General features: G+C 65.1%; 23 protein-coding genes and 1 pseudogene. 11 read left to right on the top strand and 13 right to left on the bottom strand.

Annotated elements, in window-relative coordinates:
- A partial coding sequence (locus ACWEFJ_RS38340) for a helix-turn-helix domain-containing protein (protein WP_449716806.1) occupies window positions 1-381 on the bottom strand: 381 nt, incomplete at its 3' end.
- A 153-nt stretch (window positions 382-534) separates the two neighbouring features.
- Window positions 535-684, bottom strand: a complete 150-nt coding sequence (locus tag ACWEFJ_RS38335) for a hypothetical protein (RefSeq protein ID WP_449716805.1) — start codon at window positions 682-684, stop codon at window positions 535-537.
- Window positions 685-690: 6 nt separating this feature from the next.
- Between ACWEFJ_RS38335 and ACWEFJ_RS38330 the strand changes: the two genes are divergently transcribed.
- The 5 genes from ACWEFJ_RS38330 (at window position 691) to ACWEFJ_RS38310 (ending at window position 6,982) form a co-directional block, all read left to right on the top strand.
- On the top strand, window positions 691-891 hold the full coding sequence (locus ACWEFJ_RS38330) for a DUF2326 domain-containing protein (RefSeq protein ID WP_449716808.1): 201 nt from the start codon (window positions 691-693) through the stop codon (window positions 889-891).
- 428 nt (window positions 892-1,319) lie between these two features.
- Window positions 1,320-2,111 (top strand): hypothetical protein, encoded by a 792-nt coding sequence (locus ACWEFJ_RS38325; RefSeq protein WP_449716804.1) that lies wholly within the window; start codon window positions 1,320-1,322, stop codon window positions 2,109-2,111.
- Complete coding sequence (locus tag ACWEFJ_RS38320) at window positions 2,108-3,334, top strand: helix-turn-helix domain-containing protein (protein WP_449716803.1); 1,227 nt, start codon at window positions 2,108-2,110, stop codon at window positions 3,332-3,334. Before ACWEFJ_RS38325 ends, ACWEFJ_RS38320 begins: the two co-directional genes overlap by 4 nt.
- Before the next feature lie 112 nt (window positions 3,335-3,446).
- The gene (locus ACWEFJ_RS38315) at window positions 3,447-5,696 is read left to right on the top strand and encodes an argonaute/piwi family protein (protein WP_449716802.1); all 2,250 of its coding nucleotides are present in this window, start codon (window positions 3,447-3,449) and stop codon (window positions 5,694-5,696) included.
- Window positions 5,693-6,982, top strand: coding sequence for a PD-(D/E)XK nuclease domain-containing protein (locus ACWEFJ_RS38310; protein WP_449716801.1), 1,290 nt, complete (start codon window positions 5,693-5,695; stop codon window positions 6,980-6,982). Before ACWEFJ_RS38315 ends, ACWEFJ_RS38310 begins: the two co-directional genes overlap by 4 nt.
- 106 nt (window positions 6,983-7,088) lie before the next feature.
- Here the strand turns inward: ACWEFJ_RS38310 and ACWEFJ_RS38305 are convergent, their stop codons facing one another.
- From ACWEFJ_RS38305 to ACWEFJ_RS38265, 9 genes and pseudogenes are all read right to left on the bottom strand, one after another.
- Entirely contained in the window at window positions 7,089-8,159 is a 1,071-nt protein-coding gene (locus ACWEFJ_RS38305) for an integrase core domain-containing protein (RefSeq protein ID WP_449716800.1), read from the bottom strand.
- Window positions 8,160-8,488: 329 nt separating this feature from the next.
- Complete coding sequence (locus ACWEFJ_RS38300; RefSeq protein ID WP_449716799.1) at window positions 8,489-10,045, bottom strand: ImmA/IrrE family metallo-endopeptidase; 1,557 nt, start codon at window positions 10,043-10,045, stop codon at window positions 8,489-8,491.
- 1 nt (window position 10,046) lies between these two features.
- On the bottom strand, window positions 10,047-10,364 hold the full coding sequence (locus tag ACWEFJ_RS38295; protein WP_449716798.1) for a hypothetical protein: 318 nt from the start codon (window positions 10,362-10,364) through the stop codon (window positions 10,047-10,049).
- Window positions 10,365-10,575: 211 nt separating this feature from the next.
- A pseudogene (locus ACWEFJ_RS38290) lies at window positions 10,576-10,954 on the bottom strand (transposase); the annotation flags it as partial.
- Complete coding sequence (locus tag ACWEFJ_RS38285; RefSeq protein WP_449716807.1) at window positions 10,930-11,037, bottom strand: hypothetical protein; 108 nt, start codon at window positions 11,035-11,037, stop codon at window positions 10,930-10,932. The gene ACWEFJ_RS38285 and the pseudogene ACWEFJ_RS38290, both read right to left, overlap by 25 nt.
- Window positions 11,038-11,261: 224 nt before the next feature.
- On the bottom strand, window positions 11,262-11,948 hold the full coding sequence (locus ACWEFJ_RS38280; protein ID WP_449716797.1) for a tetratricopeptide repeat protein: 687 nt from the start codon (window positions 11,946-11,948) through the stop codon (window positions 11,262-11,264).
- On the bottom strand, window positions 11,945-12,304 hold the full coding sequence (locus ACWEFJ_RS38275) for a hypothetical protein (protein ID WP_449716796.1): 360 nt from the start codon (window positions 12,302-12,304) through the stop codon (window positions 11,945-11,947). Before ACWEFJ_RS38275 ends, ACWEFJ_RS38280 begins: the two co-directional genes overlap by 4 nt.
- Window positions 12,305-12,426: 122 nt before the next feature.
- Window positions 12,427-12,672, bottom strand: a complete 246-nt coding sequence (locus tag ACWEFJ_RS38270; protein ID WP_449716795.1) for a hypothetical protein — start codon at window positions 12,670-12,672, stop codon at window positions 12,427-12,429.
- Between the two features lie 138 nt (window positions 12,673-12,810).
- On the bottom strand, window positions 12,811-13,920 hold the full coding sequence (locus ACWEFJ_RS38265) for an IS630 family transposase (protein ID WP_449716794.1): 1,110 nt from the start codon (window positions 13,918-13,920) through the stop codon (window positions 12,811-12,813).
- A 218-nt stretch (window positions 13,921-14,138) separates the two neighbouring features.
- Between ACWEFJ_RS38265 and ACWEFJ_RS38260 the strand changes: the two genes are divergently transcribed.
- Genes ACWEFJ_RS38260 through ACWEFJ_RS38250 form a run of 3 tightly spaced genes read left to right on the top strand, consistent with a single transcriptional unit; the run spans window position 14,139 to window position 15,267 of the window.
- Window positions 14,139-14,597 carry a helix-turn-helix domain-containing protein gene (locus tag ACWEFJ_RS38260; RefSeq protein WP_449716793.1) on the top strand — a complete coding sequence of 153 codons (459 nt, stop codon included), beginning with the start codon at window positions 14,139-14,141 and terminating at the stop codon, window positions 14,595-14,597.
- A gap of 50 nt (window positions 14,598-14,647) precedes the next feature.
- On the top strand, window positions 14,648-14,917 hold the full coding sequence (locus ACWEFJ_RS38255; protein WP_449716792.1) for a hypothetical protein: 270 nt from the start codon (window positions 14,648-14,650) through the stop codon (window positions 14,915-14,917).
- A 2-nt stretch (window positions 14,918-14,919) separates the two neighbouring features.
- Entirely contained in the window at window positions 14,920-15,267 is a 348-nt protein-coding gene (locus ACWEFJ_RS38250; protein ID WP_449716791.1) for a transposase, read from the top strand.
- A 13-nt stretch (window positions 15,268-15,280) separates the two neighbouring features.
- On the opposite strand, the gene ACWEFJ_RS38245 is transcribed toward ACWEFJ_RS38250, so the two are convergent.
- Window positions 15,281-15,631 (bottom strand): hypothetical protein, encoded by a 351-nt coding sequence (locus tag ACWEFJ_RS38245; protein ID WP_449716790.1) that lies wholly within the window; start codon window positions 15,629-15,631, stop codon window positions 15,281-15,283.
- Window positions 15,632-15,682: 51 nt separating this feature from the next.
- The gene (locus ACWEFJ_RS38240) at window positions 15,683-15,895 is read right to left on the bottom strand and encodes a hypothetical protein (protein ID WP_449716789.1); all 213 of its coding nucleotides are present in this window, start codon (window positions 15,893-15,895) and stop codon (window positions 15,683-15,685) included.
- Between the two features lie 276 nt (window positions 15,896-16,171).
- Here ACWEFJ_RS38240 and ACWEFJ_RS38235 point away from each other — a divergent pair, with 276 nt between their 5' ends.
- The 3 genes from ACWEFJ_RS38235 to ACWEFJ_RS38225 form a co-directional block, all read left to right on the top strand.
- Entirely contained in the window at window positions 16,172-16,555 is a 384-nt protein-coding gene (locus ACWEFJ_RS38235; protein WP_449716788.1) for a hypothetical protein, read from the top strand.
- Between the two features lie 73 nt (window positions 16,556-16,628).
- Window positions 16,629-18,392: an AIPR family protein gene (locus ACWEFJ_RS38230; protein WP_449716787.1), complete on the top strand. Its 1,764-nt coding sequence runs from the start codon at window positions 16,629-16,631 to the stop codon at window positions 18,390-18,392.
- A 525-nt stretch (window positions 18,393-18,917) separates the two neighbouring features.
- The coding region (locus ACWEFJ_RS38225; protein ID WP_449716786.1) for a transposase at window positions 18,918-19,155 on the top strand (238 nt) is incomplete at its 3' end.

Below are 19,155 nucleotides of genomic sequence, written 5' to 3'. Positions count from 1 at the left end.
GCTGACCTCGGCCACGGTGCCGCGGTCGAGCAGGTGCTCGCGCAGCTTCGCGAGCGACCAGGTGGAGAACGCGGTGATGCCCCGGTCGGCGGGCGCAGTGCGGGCGATCAGGCAGATCCGTTCACGGATCGCCTCACCGATCGTCCGACTCCGCCCGCCGCTCCATTTTGGGTCCAGCGCCGCGAACCCCCGCTCGTTGAACGCGTGGATCACGTCACGGACGTAGTCCTCGCTGACCTGCATCAACGAGGTGATGTCCCGGACCGCCTGGCCCTGGCCGGACATCAGCACCACGATCGCCCGCCGCAACCGCACCGGATCCTTCGCGGTCCTGGCGATCCGCTGGATCCTCCGGCCTTCCTCCATCGACAACGGCCTCACGAACACGCTCGGACGACGAGCCACAACCACCTCCCGCACTCGACATGCGGGACCAGCCTCGCGGATCAGCCCAACCGATCGATTACCGGGTCAACCCTCCGAGACGCGCCACTAGATGGCTACCCGGACGTCCTGGGGGTCAAGGGGGTCGCGCTAGAATCCGAGCTGGGCGAACTCCGCCTCGAACGCCAGCGGCTCGCCGCCGCTCTGACCCGTGACCTGGCCGAACGCCAGCAGGTCCTGCGCCCGGCCTTCGTCCTCTTCGAGCGCCTGTCCCAACGCCTCTACGCCGACTAGCAACACGGCCGCCTGGTCGTCAACGCCACCGACAACGGGCGCGAGATCAGCGCCACCATCCCCCGCGGGCGCAGCAAGGGCATCACCAACATGCAGGTCTACTGCTTCGACGTCGACCTGGTCACCCTGTGGTCCCGCAGGCAACGTCTGACCCTCTCCTGGCCGGTCAGTACGGCAAGGCTGCGTTCGAGGTGGCCGGCCCGCTGCTCCTGATCAGCTGGGCGGAAGTCGGTCCCGGACTCCTCCAGGCGATGAGCGTCACCTGTGGCGCGCTGGCAGTGCAGTCGCGGGACGGCATCGCCGACTTGCCCGTGGACGAACCACCGGGTCCAAAGGATCCGCCGACCCTGTCGATGACGGCCTGCTGGAGCGAGCCCGACAGGAAGGACGTCCATCACTGGGGACGGTATCGACGTCCGATCTCGGCCGAGACGTTGCGCAAGCGCCTTGGTGTCGGAGCCGCCCGATCGCGGCTGCTCGTGTCCACCATCCGATCGGAGCGGGCCTGGTGGGCGCGTTGCGCTCCGTTCCGGCTGGCTGACCTGCGCTCTCTCGCCGGGCTAGTGTTGTCAGCTGGCTGCGACACGCCGAACGGTTGATTCCAGCACGCCGAATACTGGATATGGTGTAGGTTCTGCGCCGTGAAGGAACAGCGGGAAGTGATCGCCGAGCTCGGTGACGCCGGGGTTCTGGCCGGTGTGCGGTGGGCGTACCTGTCTGCGACCACCCGGTCGTTGGAGCAGTACTCCGAGGCTGACGGCCACGACGCGGCGCTGCTGGGCAACTTGAGGTACACGCTGTTCCGCGACCGGCTGGACCGCGTGTTCGCCTGTGAGCGGTACGCGGTGCACTCGGGGAATGACGACGCGGACCTGGACGTGCTGTACGACCAGTTGTCCGGGCGAGACATCGCTTCGATGCCCCGCCTGGACTCCGGTCTGGTCCGTCGTGCGGACCTGAACGGCAGCCCCGGTTGGGCGCACGGGGAACGGCGGTTCCTGCTCGCCTCCTGCGACTACGGCAAGCTCGACACCCTGCCCTGGCCGCGCAAGAGCCCGACGAAGCAGCGGGTGGCCGGCCAGCGCAACCCCGAACCGCCGCAGCCGTCGCTGTTTGACGACGAGGAGATCGGCGGTCTGGAATTCCTGCTGGCGGCACAGCAGGACCTTGACCTCAAGACCTACGTCGTCGGGCACACCCTCGACCCGCTGAGCCAGCAGATGGAACTCGTCCTGGGTCGTCCTCGGTTGAACACCGGCGGCGGTCAGGCCTGGTACTGGTACCAGGACCTGCTCGTTGTCCCGCCCGCGACCGGTGGACGTCGTATCGACGACACGCCGTTGCCGACCGGACCGACCACCACGCCCGACGCACCTGTCCGGCTGCGTCCTGCCGAGGAACGGCGCAACGATCGCCGTCGTGGTCAGCGGTGAGCTCTCGTACCCCCACCGCTGACCGGGCGGCGGAGGTCGCCGCGTTCTTCGACGGTGCCCGCCTGACGATGGCCAGGCACCTGGCCGGTCTGCGCAAGAGCGACCTCGCCACCTTGATCGAGAAGAGCCCCACCGCAGTGTCGGGGTGGGAGTCGGGGGCCAAGCGGCCTACGGCCGCCACGGTGGCGCAGTTGGCGCTGAGCCTGGCGGTCGAACCGGGCTTCTTCGCGATTCGCCCGGACGACGTCGCAGCCGTGAGTACCACTCCGCACTTCCGCTCACTGCGCTCCACGAGTCAGCTGGCCCGCGACCAGGCCTACGCCTACGGGCAGTTGGCCGTGGACATCGCGGCCAGCCTGGAACGGCACGTCGAGTTCCCCGAACCCGACGTGCCGTGCCTCCCGGTCGCGGTCGACGACCGCGACGGAGATGGCCCTGAGCGCGCCGCACGGCTTGTCCGCGAGCAGTGGGGGATCGAGGAAGGCCCCGCCGGGCACCTGGTGCGGCTGTTGGAAAACCACGGGGTGCTCGTGGTGTTCAGCCCGCCCCAGGCGGCGTCGGTGGACGCCTACTCGTTCGACAGCCGGCTGCGCCCGGTGGTAATACTGAACCCGATCAAACGGGACTACTACCGCCAGCGCTTCGACGTCGCACACGAGCTGGGACACCTCGTGATGCATGGGGACGCCGAGCCCGGCGGCCGGATCGTCGAGGACCAGGCCCACCGCTTCGCCGCAGAACTGCTCATGCCCGCCGAACAGATCCGTGACCTGCTTCCGTCCACTATGGGCGGCAACGCCTGGCGATCACTGGCCCGACTCAAAGAGCAGTGGGGCGTGAGCATCCAAGCCTTGCTCTACCGGGCACGGTGGCTGGGTCGGCTCAGCGACGTGTCCTACCGCAACGCGATGACAACCATCTCGGCACGCGGCTGGCGACGAGACGAACCCGGACTGGTGACCGTCATCGAGCAACCGTCCCTCATGCCCCGAGCCGTGGAACTCCTCGCTCAAGAGGGCATCGACGAGGCAGTTCTGATCGAGCAGTGCCGCGTGCCTTCGGACCTGTTCCGCGTCGTCACCTCCCGCACCCCGGAGAGCGGTGTGCCACTGGTGGCGCCGACGGCGCAACGGACCGGCGCACGGGTGGTCTCGCTGTTGGAGCGGCGACCACGTGCTGACGCAGGCCAACCCGGCATGCACCAGACGCACGACCACAGCTAGGAGTCCGGTACACGCGATAGGCACGCACTTGCACACACGATCTACGAATCCTCAGCCGGGTGGACAGCAAGGTGGCGTCCAGGGCTCGGCTCTGGTGACCAACTTCTTGCCGGTGAGGTACACCGACACGACGTTCGAAGTTGGCGCGGTGCGCTACGAATCAGCGGAACAGTTGAGTGAGCTCCGGCTCCGGCTGGCCAAGACGCACACCGTCGTCCGTCTGCGCGACCAAGTTGTCTGCGTGCCGCTCACCCAGGACGTGAAGCATGTAGGTGAACCCGTCGCCTTCGGCACGAAGGGGTCTGACCTGCCTCTGGTGAGTCATCTTCTCCAGGCGCAATTGGCGCGGGTACTCACCGAAGGTTGGAACTTCCCGCTGCGCAGGTTCGACCCACTCACCTTCGTGTCCAGGCTCCCTGGCCGCGATCTGATGGAGCAGGCGTTGAAGGGGCGGGCGGCTATCGAAGGGTTGCACGTCTATCCGGAGTACCGGCTCGACGTGCGTCGCTCCGGGCCGAACGGCTATCCGGGCGTCATTGTGGGCCTCGGGACCCGGCGTGAGATCGAAGTGCCCGTTGCCGGTCTGGCGCAGCTCGGCGTGCGAGTAGTGGGCAAGTACGCCATGACGGTGCCCGACGCCGTTCCGGTACGGCCGTTCGAGGACCCGGCCTCTCGCCGGAGGCTCGCCGGCGTGATCCAGAACGTCACCGGCGACCGCGTGGTGCTCAGCACTCCGGACGGCCGGGTCGAGGTGAACGGGAGGGAGGCGTGGTTGGAACCGCGGCGGGAGAACTTCCTCGCCGTGCTCGAAGCCCTCGCCGGCGGCGGCACCGAGCGCATCACCGACGCGTTGGACTACCAGGTCTTCAAGCTGATAGGCGGCGAGGGCAGGCTGGCACGCACGCAGGAGATCGCCGATGCCCTGATCAAGTTGTGCCCCCTCACGATCGCCAACGGCGTCGAAGCCGTGCTGGGCAACCCGGTGGAGCTCTCGGGCGCGTCGGACCGGAAGGTGCGCTGGCGGCTACCCGAGCCGACCTACGTCTTCGACCTCGGCGGGGACAAGAAGCACCGCTTCGCGGACCCAGGCCTCAACGAGTTCGGGCCGTTCGACTCGGAAGGGTTCACGCCGAAGGTCCCCCGCATCGCGGTCGTCGCACCGAAGCGATACCAAGGCGCGGTTGAAGGCTTCATGAACAACTTTCGCAACGGCGTGCGCGGTGCGAAGGCGTTCTCCCAGGGGTTCGTCCGCAAGTACCGGTTAACCGACTGCGACCTCGTCTTCACCTCGTTCGACGGCGACCCGCTCGACGCCGCTGCATACCGGCAGGCATGCCGGGACGCCTCGGCGGGGGACGAACGGCCCGACTTGGCCGTGGTGATCACCAGCGCCGACCAGGAGCACCTGACGGGCAACGCGAGCCCGTATCTGGTGGCCAAGTCCACCTTCATGAGCCAGGGGATCCCTGTCCAGGAATTCCAGGTGGAGAAGATCGAGCGCGACGACATCGCCCATCTGCTCAACACCGCCGCGTTGGCTTGCTACGCCAAGCTCGGCGGCACTCCGTTCGTCGTCGCGGTTCCCCGCCGTCCGATGGCGCAGGAACTCGTGTTCGGCATCGGCAGCGCGCATGTTCGCCGCGATCGCCTGGGCCCGGTCGACCGGTTCGTCGGCATCACGACGGTGTTCACCGCGGACGGCAATTACCTGGTGTCCAACGTGTCGAGAGAAGCTCCGTACGAGGACTACCCGCAGGAGTTGCTCCACGCGCTGCGCTCCTGCATCGAAGAGGTCAAGGACCGCAACGGCTGGCAGCAGAAGGACGTCATCCGACTCATCTTCCACGTGTTCAAGCCGTTGAAGGACCGTGAGACCCGTGCGGTGAAGGAACTCGTGGAACGGTTGACGGAGGAGTACGCCGGAGTCGAGTTCGCCTTCCTCCACATCAGCGACCAGCATCCGTGGACGGTGCTCGACCGAGGTAGCGCCGGTATCCGGCAGGGTAAGCACATCAAGGGCCAGTTCGTCCCGGAGCGGGGACACGCGATACGCATCAGCCGCAGTGAGCTGTTGGTCTCGGTCAGCGGGCCGCGGGACCTGAAGCTCCCGCTGCAAGGTGTGCCACAGCCCTTGCTGCTCAAGCTGCACGACCAGTCCACGTTCAAGGACTTGGACTACCTCGCCGGGCAGGTGTACCGGTTCACCGCGATGTCCTGGCGCCGACCGTACCCGTCCAGCCAGCCGATCACGATCCGGTACTCCGACCTCATCGCCGGATTGCTCGGCCAGTTACGGCAGGTCACCAACTGGAACTCCGACATGATCTACACCAGGCTCCGCTGGAGCAGGTGGTTCCTGTGACGCCGGTGAACCGTGCCGACGACTCCGAGCACCTGCCGGTACTCGGTGGACAGCTCGACGCCTTGCGCCGGCGTGTGGAGAGCGCCAACTCGCCGGGCAGTCTGGACGGGCTGTTGGCCAGGCACATCCTGCGTGACGCTGCGGACATCGCCTGGCGCGTTGACCCGTTCAGCGGCGCCTGGCTCACGGACAACGAACACCGCCTGGAGGAGCCCGGCCCCATTGCGGTTCTCGGATACGGCCTGTCCGACCGCCCCGATGAACGAGGCCGCGTCGTAGAGAAGCTGACGTCCGGCTTGGACCGACTCAGGCGACGCAACCCGTTTCCCGGCGACCGGGTCAGCTTCCTCCACAACATCGGCATCCTGCTCGGCGTGTACCTGGCGGCCGAGGCGGTCCAGTCGGAGGTCCCCGAATTCCGTCCATGGCTCCAGGCGACCCTCGAGAACCAACGCCTACGCCCGGCTGACAGGCTCCACGAGCTCACCCAACGCCATGTCCACGCCTCGTTGTCCGGCCGCCCCAACCCACTGGGGGTGGCCGACATCCTGCACCGCGACGAAGAACTGGCCATGGTGTCGTGGATGGTCGCTCGCGGCACCGCATCCCTGAGCGATCCGCTGCGCGTCGCACGCGAACTGCGCAAGCGGACTCTGGGTACCGCCCTGCGGGTCGACGCCGAAGGCGCATCCGTACTGCGGGCCGCTCTCCTGCTGAGGGCCGCGAATGACTCGCTCGACGCGAGCATCGATCAGCTGGTCTTGAGTCACAGCCACGTGAGCACCGTGTTGCGTCGCTTCGAAGCCGCGATGCGGCGGTGGCGATGGGACCGCGAGAGCTTGCAGCACCCCATTCGATGGGAGATCCGCTCGGAGCGAGAAGTCCAGGACATCCTGCTGATCATGCTCCGATCGGTGTTCGACGACGTCGTGGACGAGGACCCCCTGCCCAAGATTGGCCACAGCAGCTACCGCGTCGACTTCGGCCTGCCCAGCCTGGGAGTCATCGTCGAGGTCAAGTACGCGTACAAGGCTTCAGACTTCAAGAAGATCGAGAACGAGGTGATGATCGATGCGGCTGCCTACCTGAAGGAAAGCGACCGCTACAAGGACGTCATAGTCTTCATCTACGACGAATCGTCCTCGGTGGAACACCACGACGTCACACGGCGGGCACTGGCGGGTTTGCCCGGCGTCACGGATGTGATCATCGTTTCGCGGCCCGGTGTCCTGCCGGTCCCGACGCGGACACCCGTGGCGTCCGAGCGTGAACGCGATCCCGACTGACGCCTTCCTGCTCACCGTGGTCGGTTCCGCCATCGGTACACGAGAGTATTGCCTACCAGGCAACCCTGTGGGGTGCCAATAGTCGGCCACGCGGTCCGAACTGTGCTTATGCTGCTGTGGGTTCGTACTCGTTGATCAGGCCGCCGAGGACTGGTCGTCGGCGTATCGAGGTCCGGTTGGGCTCTGCGGTCGGGTGGTCCGGCCGTGGTGGTGTGTGTTGGAGGGCTTGGTGTGGTCGGCGGTGGTTGTAGTGGGTCACATACCGGTCGAGCACTGATCTCAGGTGCGGTTCGTTGAGGATGAGCAGTCGGTCGGTGACTTCACGTCTGACGGTGCCGACGAACCGTTCGGCGTAGGCGTTGGCTCGCGGACATCGCGGTGGGATTTTCACGACTTCGATGCCGGCGTCGGCGAGGACGGCGTCGACCGAGGTGATGAACTGGCCTGCCCGGTCTCGCACCAGGAACCGGAAGTCGTCTGCCCGGTCGCGAAGATCCATGAGTAGGTTGCGGGCTTGCTGCGTGGTCCAGGGGCCGTCCGGATTCGTGGTGGTGCCGAGGATGTGCACGTAGCGGGTGGCGACCTCCATCACGAAGAACACATAGACCCGTTTGAGCGTCAGGGCGCAGTCGACGTGGAAGAAGTCACAGGCCAGCATGCTTGCGGCCTGGGTGCGGACGAACTGTCGCCAGGAGGGGTCGGTGTCACGCTGGCGCGCGGACGGTACCCGGCGGCGCTTGAGCACGCGGCGGACGGTTGAGGCGGCTATGCGGTGGCCGAGCTTGAGCAGCTCACCCTGGATTCGGCGGTAGCCCCAGCCCGCGTTCTCCCGGGCCATCCGTTCGATCAACGCCACGGTGGTGTCGTCGAGCGGCGGTCGCCCGGTCCGGTTCGGGTAGGTCCACTTCTTCGCGACCAGGCGCCGGTGCCATCGCAGGATGGTTCCCGGTGTCACCAACCGGTGCTCGCGCAGCCGGTAGGGGAGTCGGCGAACCAGTGCGGCGAGCACAGCTCGATCGGTCCAGTCCAACCGTGGGTGGGAGTTGGTTCGTCGCAGCACGGCGACCTCGTGCCGCAGTACCAGCAGTTCGACGTCCTTGGCCGCGGAGGACCGGCCAAGCAGGACCAGCCAGTTCCCGAGCCGGACGAAGATCAGGTACAGCAGTCGTAACGCCACACCTCACGATCATGCCCGGGAGGTCCAACGTGCGCGATCGTCGCAACTCAGCATCCCAGTGCAGAGTTCTGACACCCGACAGGCCCTCCTCCATGGACAACGGCCGGACGAATACCTCCGGACGACGGCCCACGACCACCTCCCGCTCGACATGGGAGGACCAGCCTGGCCTGTCAGCCAACCGGGCCGATTAGCGGGTCGACGTCCGAGATGCAGCACTAGATAGCCGTAGCAGTGGGGATGCGGTTGTGGTCGCTTCGCGCCGAGGCCGTAAGGAAGTCGGCCTCGGCCGAGACAGGCAGCGCTTACCGTCGTCCAAGGACCGCCCCCTACGACGCGCGGTCGAGCATCTCTGCCCTGAGCACATCCGCCTCAAACGTGGACAGTCGACTGGAATTCTGCAATCGACTAACCATTGCGGATATGCTGACGCCGAGCTCGTTAGCCATTACCCTGAGGTCATCGACCCTGATCCGCCCCTGATGAGCGGGCCACCACCTGTCAACCAGGTGCAGCGGAATGAGGAAAGCTGCAGCGAAGGCATTAGCCCGTTGCTCGATATCCACCGGCGCCCACGGTCCACTCGCCACCGCTATCTCCGTCGCCCGATCCTGATCTAGGAGTAGATGCGCCAGCTCGTGCGCGAGCGTGAATCGCTTGACGGCCGGGCCGGTTCCTCGCCGATAGCTGTCATTGATGAGGATATGAGCCGCATCGTCGTCTCCGATCATGCTGACCGCACGGACATCCGGATCACTCAGGCTGACGTGTCCGACCACGACGTTGAGTGAGTCAAGCACCTTTTCCACGTCGACATTGGCAGCGTCGGGCTCGCCGAGCAGTGACCATGCCTCTTGACCGTAGACGCTGCCTTGTTCCCCCGGCGAGAGCCCCATCGGATCCCATGACGCGCGGATGACATCGCCGTGCTGGTGCAAAGTGTCGGCAGCCGAACCCGCTGTCCCTCGGCGCTCGAGCAATGCCCTGTAGATGGCAACAACGTCACCGGATGAGACATCGGGTGCCAACGATCCGAACAGAAGGCTCGCGGGAGTGGAATGGATCGCAAGCCCGGTCGAAAGTGCCTGGGGCTTCGTCAAGCTGGCTAGCGCAGATGCACCGTCGGGTACTGAACGGACTACCTCGGTCCACAGGTTCTTGAAGCGATCGAGAAGATCAACTGCGCCCGACAGCCATGCCACACGCTCCGCTTCGCGGCTGGCGCCTGAAAGAGCTTCGACGCTGTCGCGCAGGGCTTCGATACGGCTTCGATTGGGGTGCCGCTTCAACAATACATTAGCGAGACTGGCCAGTACATCGCCGAGAGTGTCCGCGACAGCCTGCACCGATAGGCGTGACGCGGTTACCGCCTGTGTGAATGTTATTCCCCAATCTTCACCTGCGAGTGGTTCGCGACCGGTAGAGAACTCGACCCAATCCCCGTATCTACGGATAAAGAGATCGGGAAGAATTGCTCCGGGGGCACTGGATCGCAGCCCATGACGCAGGTACCAGTCCTGGATCCGCTCCGGATCGAGCACGGCATGCGAGTCGCTCTCCACCGCGAGCGCGGCACCTGCGAAGGCTTGAGCGGCGTCGAGACCTCTGTCCACCAGTGGCGGTCGCTCTTCATGCAGCAGCGCGTCCCAGTGCTCGACCAACCACTCCGCGATTGGCAGAAGGTACCAGTGGGCCGCGTGGATGGTCTCACCTTGAACGGTGTGCTCGCAGACGTTGACACCATTGATCCACAAAGCAAGTGAACCCCAACTGGCACGCTCGTCCGCATCAACCATCCAGTCACCCGATTGATCGGCAACCAAGGCCAGCTCCACCGCGAAGGTCGCGGTATCACCCGATAGGTATCGCCATGTGACGGAAGACATGTCACCCCTTCAGCTTCACGCGGACCAGACGGCCGTCGGCAACCCACTGCCGCTGGACGGTGACGGGCACCTCGCGCCAACTGACGGGGAACCCGTGCCAGGTGATCGTCTGATCGGGGTCAGCAGCATTCTTCGTGTCCGGGTGCGCGCAGTAGGCGCGTTCCCCATCCGTGTTGTAGCGCTTGCCGGGCTTCGCCGGGTCAGCGGTTGCAGAGGTGAACAGCGCTACCCCATCCACGTCGGCAGGGCACAGCGTGCCTCGTGCCCCCGGCTGCCACGGCTGCTTGTGGCGTGGGTTGGCGGCGTAGACGTCGGGCACTGACCCTCCCTCGACAGACGACAAAAAGCCCTGATGCGGAGGCATCGAGTCTTAACGACTGTATGCCTCTCGCTCAGAGCTTTGAGTGAAGCCTAGCACCTCGCGCGAGCGTTGGCCATCGGGCCGCTCGCGCATCGTGGTAGTCGAGATGCCGCTGCGGGGGTGTCCCTATGGGGTTGTCAAGTGGCTGTTCCTGCGGGGATGCGGTCAGGGGGTGCCTGTAGTGGGCCCTGTTGCGGAGCATGGCGAACAGGAGGTCGCAGCGTCGTCGGCCAGGCAGATCAGGGCGGCGTTGTGTTTCTTCCCCTCGTTGCGTTTGCGCTGGTAGTCGGCGCGACTGGTCGGGTCGGAGAGGGCGGCGAACGCGGCCAGGAAGAACGCCCGTTTGAGTTTGCGGTTGCCGGTGCGGGCCGGGTGCTCGCCCTTGATGCTGCAGCCGGAGAGGTGTGTGACCGGGGCGATGCTGGCGTAGGCGGCCAGGTGCCCGGAGGACTTGAACCTGCTGGCGTCGCCGATCTCCAGCAGGATGCGGGCTGCGGTCCTGGCCCGATGCCGGGCATCGAGGTCAGGACCCCGGGAAGAGGTCGTGCCGGGTGACGGTGGCGATGCGCCACCACTGCTCGATAACGCTGCGGACCGGTTCCAGGCTGGACTCGGCCGCGGCCCTGCCCAGGGCGTGGCGGCAGTCGGCGTCGAAGGCATCGCGTTCGTCCAGTTTACCGACCGTGGCGAGATCAATACATGACCTGAGCTGGAGTTTTACGTGCCTGACATGTATGTGATCTTGCTAGTGCCCACAAACCACCGAAGGGCCAAGTTCACCCATTTGACGTAAGGAGGATCGTTCCTTGGAGCGGCTGGGTGGGCCCCAGTCATGCGCCTTCTGCTTGAGGGCTGCTAAGCCTCGCTCGCGTTCTTCGCAGCCTTGAGGCCGTGAAGAAGTTCGACAGCTCGTTCAAGGCACTGGAGCGCGTCTTCGTGCTGGCCCAGCTGCGAAAAGACGGCACCGACGCCTGATAGGGCCACTGCCTGCGTCGAGAGGTCACCGGTTTTCACCGCGAGTTCAATCGCCTGTGTGTATGAATCGAGCGCATCCTCGTATCGACGCTGGCCCGCGAGGCTTGCGCCGCGTCGAGCAGCAGCGGGCGCCTCAGTTTGCGCATTGCCAGCCGACTCGAAGGTCCGGAGATCCTCACGGTAAGGGAGAGCGGTTGTGCCGGTTCTGGGGTCGATGGAGGGAGACGGGGTGCGTAGGCTCCCTGCGGGCCCAGCCTCCCCCGCTGGCTCGATTGTGTCGCTGCGCCCGACGAACCTGACGACGAACGTGGAACGATCCGGCGACGGTTCGAAGGTGACCGGGCCGAGAAGCTTGATGCTCGGTCGTCTCTCGTCTGCTGGTCGCTTCGTAGCTTCGGCGCTGTCCGTGGTCTGTGAATGGACATCGTCTGCCGGCGCGTGCGCGGCGATCCGGTGAACGATGTCGGGCGTGTCCCTGCCGAGCTTCCGGTCGAGCACTAGACGGAGTTGCGCCGCGGCGATCTGTTCGTCGGTGAAGTCAGGGTCGGTGAAGTCAGGGCTGGTCATGTGCCGGTCCCTTCTCCTTCACCGCGCTTGGTGAGGTCGTCGAGCAACGAGTCCAGTACACGCCCCTGGAAGACGTCGAGCAACTGGCACTCGTCGGCTTGGGCAAGCTCGGAGCGTGCGAGCGTGGCCAGTAGCTTCAAACCGGCGACGCGCTTGGCGGGTGACTCGTCGAGGGCAAGTTCGGCGGCCCAGATGAAGCGGCGCCACCACTCCTCGCGACGTCCGGCGAGCTCGCGTTGTCCGGTGGCTCGGTCGTTGCCGCGGACCGTGTGTCGGATCCCCAGGATCGCCCCGCCTGCGCTCAGGACCCCGACGGCCAGTGGCAGGACCACCTGTAGCCAGATGGGCAACGTCACCGTCCTTGTCCAGGGTTGCCGACGGGCACCGATGCTATCGAAGCGTCAAGTCACCACCCTTGAATGGCGACTGGCCTGTTCGGGGAAGATCGACCTGCCTGCCGACCGATGGCCAGTCCAGGTCAGGGTGCGCTGATTCGTTGCAGAAGCTCCGCCTCGAGGTCGGCGATGCGTTTGTCGAGGAAGCGGTTGTTGTCGCGGGCTGCTCTCAGCCGCTCCTCCAGCTGTGCCTTCTCCTGGGCAAGTTGGCGAACTTGGTGTCTGAGAGTGGTGTTCTCGGTGACGACTCGTTGGACGCCGTCCTCGGGCAGGTCGCTTTCCAGGTCGCGGATCCTGCCCAGAAGGTGGCCGAGGTTGTTGCGCTGCAAGCCGATCTCCGTGTGGGCGAGTTGAGGGCGTCCTCGGCGTTGAGCGCGCGTTCCCGCCAGGACGCCTCGACGTGCGCGGCCTGTTCGGCGTGGTCGAGCACTCGCTAGTGCGGTGACCACGAACGTTCGCCGGGTTGGTCAGGCTGCTTGAGGTCGTGGTCGGCCCCAGCGTTGGTGTCGTTCGCTGCGGATGCGGGCCCGTTCGCGGCGTTGGGCGTCGGGGTGGCGGGCGTTGGCGTTGCGCCAACGCAGATGCTGCTGGAGTCGTCTGGCCAGAACGGCGTGGTTGGGGTGGTCCGAGTTGGCGATGACGAAGGTGCGCAGCGGTCCGAACTGCGGCTCTATCGGGTTGGCCCAGGAGGCGTAGGTCGGCGTCAAACAGATCTCGACGTTGTGCGACGCAGCCCAGGCGAGGATCTTCGGGGTCTTGTTGGCCGACAGGTTGTCCATGATCACGTAGATCGGCGCGCCGTCCGGTCTGGCCGCCCTGATCGATTTCAGGGCGGCCAGACCGTGGTCGCCGCCTTTGCGGTGCCTGGTCACGCCCCAGAGCTGGTCGTCGCCGACGGAGTAGCAGCCGTGGAAGTAGCGGATGCCGTGCGTGCGACGGTAGGTCGCCGGCAACCGTTCCGGGTTCGTGCGCGGCGCCCAGCCGGAGCCGTGGTGCGGGCGGATCGACAGCGGCCCGAACTGGTCGAAGGCGAAACACCGGTTCGGGAACCGGGTGAGGACCTCGTCGATACGGTCGAGTTTGGCGTCGAAGGCGGGATCGTTGGAGCTCTTCCAGGTTCGGGTGCGCTGGAAGGTGATGCCGTGTCGGTGCAGGATCTGGCGTAATCGCTCTCGACCGACACGGACCCGCCGGTCGGGGTTGTGGTGCAGGTGGGCGGCGAGTTTGCGCAGGCTCCACCGGGTGAAGGGCAAACCGACCCGAGCCGGGCGGGTCTTGGCCGTCGCCACGACGAACGCTTCGTCGTCGGGGCCGATCAGGCGGGGACGGCCTCCCGCCCATCTAGGGTCCAGGGCCGCCAGGCCGCGGGCGTTGAAGTCGTGGATCACGTCCCGCACGGTGTCGGCGTCCGCGGCGACCAGGCGCGCGATCGACGGCGCGGGCGTCCCGGACGACGACGCCAGGATGATCATCGCCCGGCGCATCCGGATGGTGCCCTGCTTGCCCCGCCGCACGTAGTTCAGCAGGCGAGGGCCTTCGTCCTCGGTTAATCGACGTGCTCTGACCGGCTCGGCCATCGACCCATCCCATGCTCGGCGACTACGTCACCGCCGAGCATGGGATCACCACGAACCCGCATCGGGGATCTTGTCCGGCGTGTCCCCAACCCGGCGAACGTTCGTGGTCACCGCACTAGTAGCGTGTCGCTGCTTAGTTGTGGCGCTTGCGGCTGGGAGGCTGTTGTCCGGCAGGTCCTTTCCCCTGCCGGACAAGGACTGGTGTGGTGGTATCGCACTTGAAGCGGCCGGTCAGGCTGTCGGCACGGGATCGTGAGGAGTTGATCCGGTGGACCACGACGGGTGTGCATCCGGCGTCGTCGATCATGCGGGCCCGGGTGCTGCTCGCGCTGGACACCTCGGCAGGCGAGCCTGATCCGAAGGAAGTGGTCGCGGCGCGGCTCGGTGTCTCGGGCGAGACGCTGCGGCTGGTCGCCAGGCGGTTCGCCGAGACCGGCGGTGATGTCCTGGCCACGATCTCGCGCAAGAAGCGTGACCTTCCGCCGGTGCCGTCCCCGGTGACCGGCGAGGTGGAGGCCCGGCTGATCGCGCTGGCGTGCTCGGCGCCGCCGGAGGGGTATGCCCGGTGGTCGTTGCGGCTGCTGGAGAAACACGTCGAGCTCACCGAGGACATCCCGAACCTGGACCACTCGACCATCGGCCGGGTTTTGAAAAAACGGAACTGCGTCCTCATCTGAGGAAGTCCTGGAACATCCCGCCGCGGGCGAACGCGGAGTTCGCCGCCCGCATGGAGGACGTCCTCGCCGTCTACGCCCGGCCGCACGACCCCGCCCGTCCGGTGGTGTGCATGGACGAGAAACCTTTCCAGCTACTGGGTCAGGTCCGCGACCCGCTCCCGGCCCGGCCGGGCAAGGATGCCTGCGAGGACAGCGAATACGCCCGGTGCGGCACCTGCTCGATCTTCGTGTGGGCCGAGCCCTTACGCGGATGGCGCCGCGTGCACGCCCTGGCGCAGCGCACCAAGATCGACTGGGCAGGGCAGGTCAAACACTGCTGACCGTGGACTACCCCGACGCCGAGACCGTGGTACTGGTCATGGACAACCTCAACACCCACGGCATCGCCTCCCTCTACGAGGCCTTCGAACCCGGCGAGGCCTTCGCCCTGGCCCAGCGCCTGGAGATCCACCACACCCCCAAACACGGCTCCTGGCTCAACATCGCAGAGATCGAACTCTCCGCACTGTCCCGCCAATGCCTCGACCGCCGCATCAGCGACCTCGACACCCTCAACACCGAACTCACCGCCTGGCAGCACGCCACCAACGCCAACCAGCGGGGAGTCGACTGGCAGTTCACCACCGACGACGCACGCGTCAAACTCCGCCACCTATACCCCAAAGGTTAGATGCGACGGTCTACTAGATGCCTGTTCCGGAGAGGGCTGCGTCGAACGAGGCGGTGAACTGGCCGGCCTGGTCGCGGACGAGGAACCGGAAGTCGTCGGCCCAGCGGCCCAGATCCATGAGCAGGTTGCGGGCTTGTTGCGCGGTCCATGCTCCGTCGGGGTTGGTGGTAGTGCCGAGGATGTGCACGTAGCGGGTGGCGACCTCCATCACGAAGAACACGTAGACCCGCTTGAGAGTGATGGCGCAGTCGACGTGGAAGAAATCGCAGGCCCACAGGCTGGCTGCCTGGGCGCGCAGGAATTTACGCCAGGAGGTGTCGGTGTCGCGCCGGGGAGCGGGCGGTATCCGCAGGCGCTTGAGCACGCGCCGTACGGTCGAGTCGGCTACCCGGTGGCCGAGCTTGAGCAGTTCGCCCTAGACCCTGCGGTAGCCCCAGCCTGTGTTCTCCTGCGCCATGCGCTCGATCAACGCCACGACGATGTCGTCGATCGGCGGTCGGCCGGTGGGGTTCGGATAGGTCCACTTCCGCGCGATCAGGCGTCGATGCCATCGCAGGATGGTTCCCGGTGTCACCAACCGGTGCTCGCTCAGCCGACGGTGGAGTCGGCGCACCAACGCGGTGAGCACCGCGCGATCGGCCCACTTCAGCAGCGGGCGGGGGTTGGCCCCTCGAGGTCGTCGGGGCTCGTGCGGCTCCGGCTCGATGCAGGTCCGGCTTTTCCCCTGACCGATTAGCCCAAGCCCTGGCCGACGGAGTCCGGGAGATCCTGGCCGCCTGCTGCCCAAGCGGCGACGGCGCAGCAACCCCCGCGTGGTCAAACGGAAGATGTCCAACTTCCCGCTCAAACGCACCCGGCACCGCAACCAGCCACCGTGACCCCAGGTCGTGCTCCTTGCTCGGGGTTGCTGCGCGAGCAGGTCCTGCCCCTGTCGTCGTGGCTGGACGAGCACGCGGCCGAGTACTACGACCGGATTCGGGCGGTGGTCGACGGAGGTCCGATCGAGGACTGGATCGAGTTCTTCGCCGGGATCGTCGGTTCCCAGGCACGTGCTCAACTGAGCCTGGTCGAACAGCGGCGAGCCACGCACCGCACGCGGCTCGTTTCCGGAACGCCCCGAACGCTTGGTCAAGTCAGACATGCTCGCCGATTCTTCCTGGACGCGCTCGGCCACGCTGGCGTCGCAGTGGCTGGCATGTCGTCGGAGGTCCAGCCGAGCAGCGGCATCAGGTCTCCCGGCGTGGAAGTCGCGCTGGTCACAACACACTATCGAGTGTACGAGTTGTAACGCTCCGACTGGCTCGAGAGACGTAGACAGAGTCCGCCCCTACGTCAGCAGGTGTTAAGGAGACAGCAGCAGCATGGCGAGCCCAGCGCTTGAAGCATACTCCCGTCGAGAAGATCTCGCCGTTTTCGGCGATAATGGACTCCTGCTGTTCGCACTGCAATTGGCGACTGGAATAGACGACATCGAGTCGGCGGCGGCCACTGCCCTGACCGATGGCAGTAACGACAAGAAGTGCGACCTGGTCTACGTTGATCGCGATGGTGGGCGCGTTATCCTGGCTCAGGGCTACTGGGCAGTGGTGGACACTAAGCAGAGTGCGCCAGCCAATAAGGCCAGCGACATGAATACGGCAGTCACCTGGCTTTTGGATAGCGATCTGGGTGGTTTGCCTGAGGTTCTCCAGTCGGCTGCAGTTGAAGTCCGGCAGGCATTGGTGGAAGGTGTCATCCGAGAGTTCGACATCTGGTATGTGCATAACCTACCCGAGTCCGGAAATGTCGCACGGGAGCTGGCGCAGGTGGCTCGCACAGCTAAAGGCTTGATCGATGCAAGATTTCCGGCGGCGCAGATCACTTCAATCACTGGGAGAGAGCTTGGCATTGCCGCACTCGACGAATTGTATCGTCGGACAGAAGTCCCGATTATTGTCACGGACGAGTTCGAAGTGCCTGCGCTCGGCGGCTTCGAAATCTCGGGAAGCAAGTGGTCGGCCTATTGTACTTCTGTGCCAGGCGATTGGCTCCGCACTTTGTGGCTGGAATACGAAGCGAACTTGTTGTCTCCGAATGTGCGCGATTATCTCGGTATCGTGCGTTCCGAAAGGAACATCAATAACGGTATCAAGATTTCAGCCAAAGAGGAGCCCGGTCGGTTCTGGGTCTATAACAACGGATTGACGATCCTTGTAAACGATTTCTTTCCTCCCGACGTTTCGAACTCTAGATCGAGGCTGCATATCAAGGGTGTCGGCATCGTGAACGGTGCCCAGACGACTGGATGTATCGGTACGCTCAACGAAGCGGATGCGGCCAGAGTGTCCGAGATCAACGTGATGGTCCGCTTTGTGAAGTGTTCTGACCCTGACGTGTTGGCAGAAATTGTGAAGTACAACAACACTCAAAACAAAGTGGAAGCCGCAGATTTCCGCAGTAAGGATCTCGTTCAGGATCGCCTGCGGGCCGAATTTGATAAGATTCCGGACGCTGAGTATCGAGGCGGCCGCCGCGGCGGCATCCGCGATGCTATTGAACGGCCCAAGAATCTACTTCCGGATGGCGGGGTAGCCCAGGCTATCGCGGCTTTTCATGGTCGACCAAATCTTGCTTACAACGAAACCCGGAAAATTTGGGAGGAGGACGGCACCTATGCGCAGATCTTTTCGGACAAGGTGACCGCGCGTCATATCGTGCTTGCTTACGGCCTTTTGCGTTCCATCGAAAGCGCAAAGCGTGAACTGAGCGACATCGAAGACCCTAAGCGAACCGCCCTTCAAAAGCAGCAAGTGTCGTTCTTCAGGAAGCGGGGCTGCATACCATTGCTGGTCGCAGCCATCGCGGATAGCCTGGAGTCCATCTTCGGCGCGGCCGTACCGAACCGCTATGCACTACGATTCAAGGAGAACCTCACGCCTCGGCAGGCTGCCGAGGCTTGGGCCCCCATTGTGAGGGCGTGTCTGTCCTTTTCTGGCCAATTGCAGTCTGCCTGCGACAATGACTTGAAAAATGCAGATAAGGTGCGGAGTGCAATCGAATCCTTCACTTCAATGGTAAGTGCCACCGTAGAGGCAAATGCTGAAAAATATGCAGCATTTACCGCATTGATCGAGCAGAAGGGTTGAGGTTTCAGGGGATCTGCAGATCGAGCCGCTCGACGCTGCGGCGGGCGGCGCCGAGCCGGGCACTGGACTACTACATCGACGTCACCACCTACTACATGTCACCCACGATCCCCGCCGAGGAGCAGCTGCTGCACGGGCTCGTGGATGAGCGGCACGCCATTGAGGTCACCGACCTGACCTACGCCGGGTTCCAGAACCGCGTGGCCGAGGACGTCGCACTGCTCCGCCGACTCGGCCCGTGGCAGCACCCCGCCCCTGGAGCAACCTGGAGGTGTCTGTCGTGCTCGGGTGCGGGCGGTACCCGCAGGCGCTTCAGCGCGCGACGAACCGTCGAAGCGGCTACACGGTGTCCGAGCTTGAGCAGCTCACCCTGAGAGCGGGTGGCACCCGCAGGCGCTTGAGCACGCGGCGAACCGTTGACGCGGCCGCCGGTGGCCCAGCTTGAGCAGTTCACCCTAAGAGGGCATCTGATCTTGTTATCGAGCGGTGCGTCCGGTTTGCCGGCCGCTCTAGAGTTGATCAACCGTGAGCTCTCGGCGTGGGTACCCCAGTGATCTGTCCGATGCCCGGTGGGCGTTGATCGAACCGGTGCTGAAGGCCTGGCGGGAGGCCGGGCGTGGGCCAGGAACCGCGGCGCGGGTGCACGACTTACGGGAGATCGTCAACGCGATCCTGTACGTGTGCCGGACCGGGATCGCATGGGCGTATCTGCCGCACGACTTCCCGCCGTACAAGACGGTCTACGACTACTACGCCAAGTGGG

Source organism: Actinosynnema sp. NPDC004786 (assembly GCF_053601135.1).
Note: the sequence above shows the minus strand (reverse complement) of the source record. Positions and strands in the feature narration are given on the sequence as shown.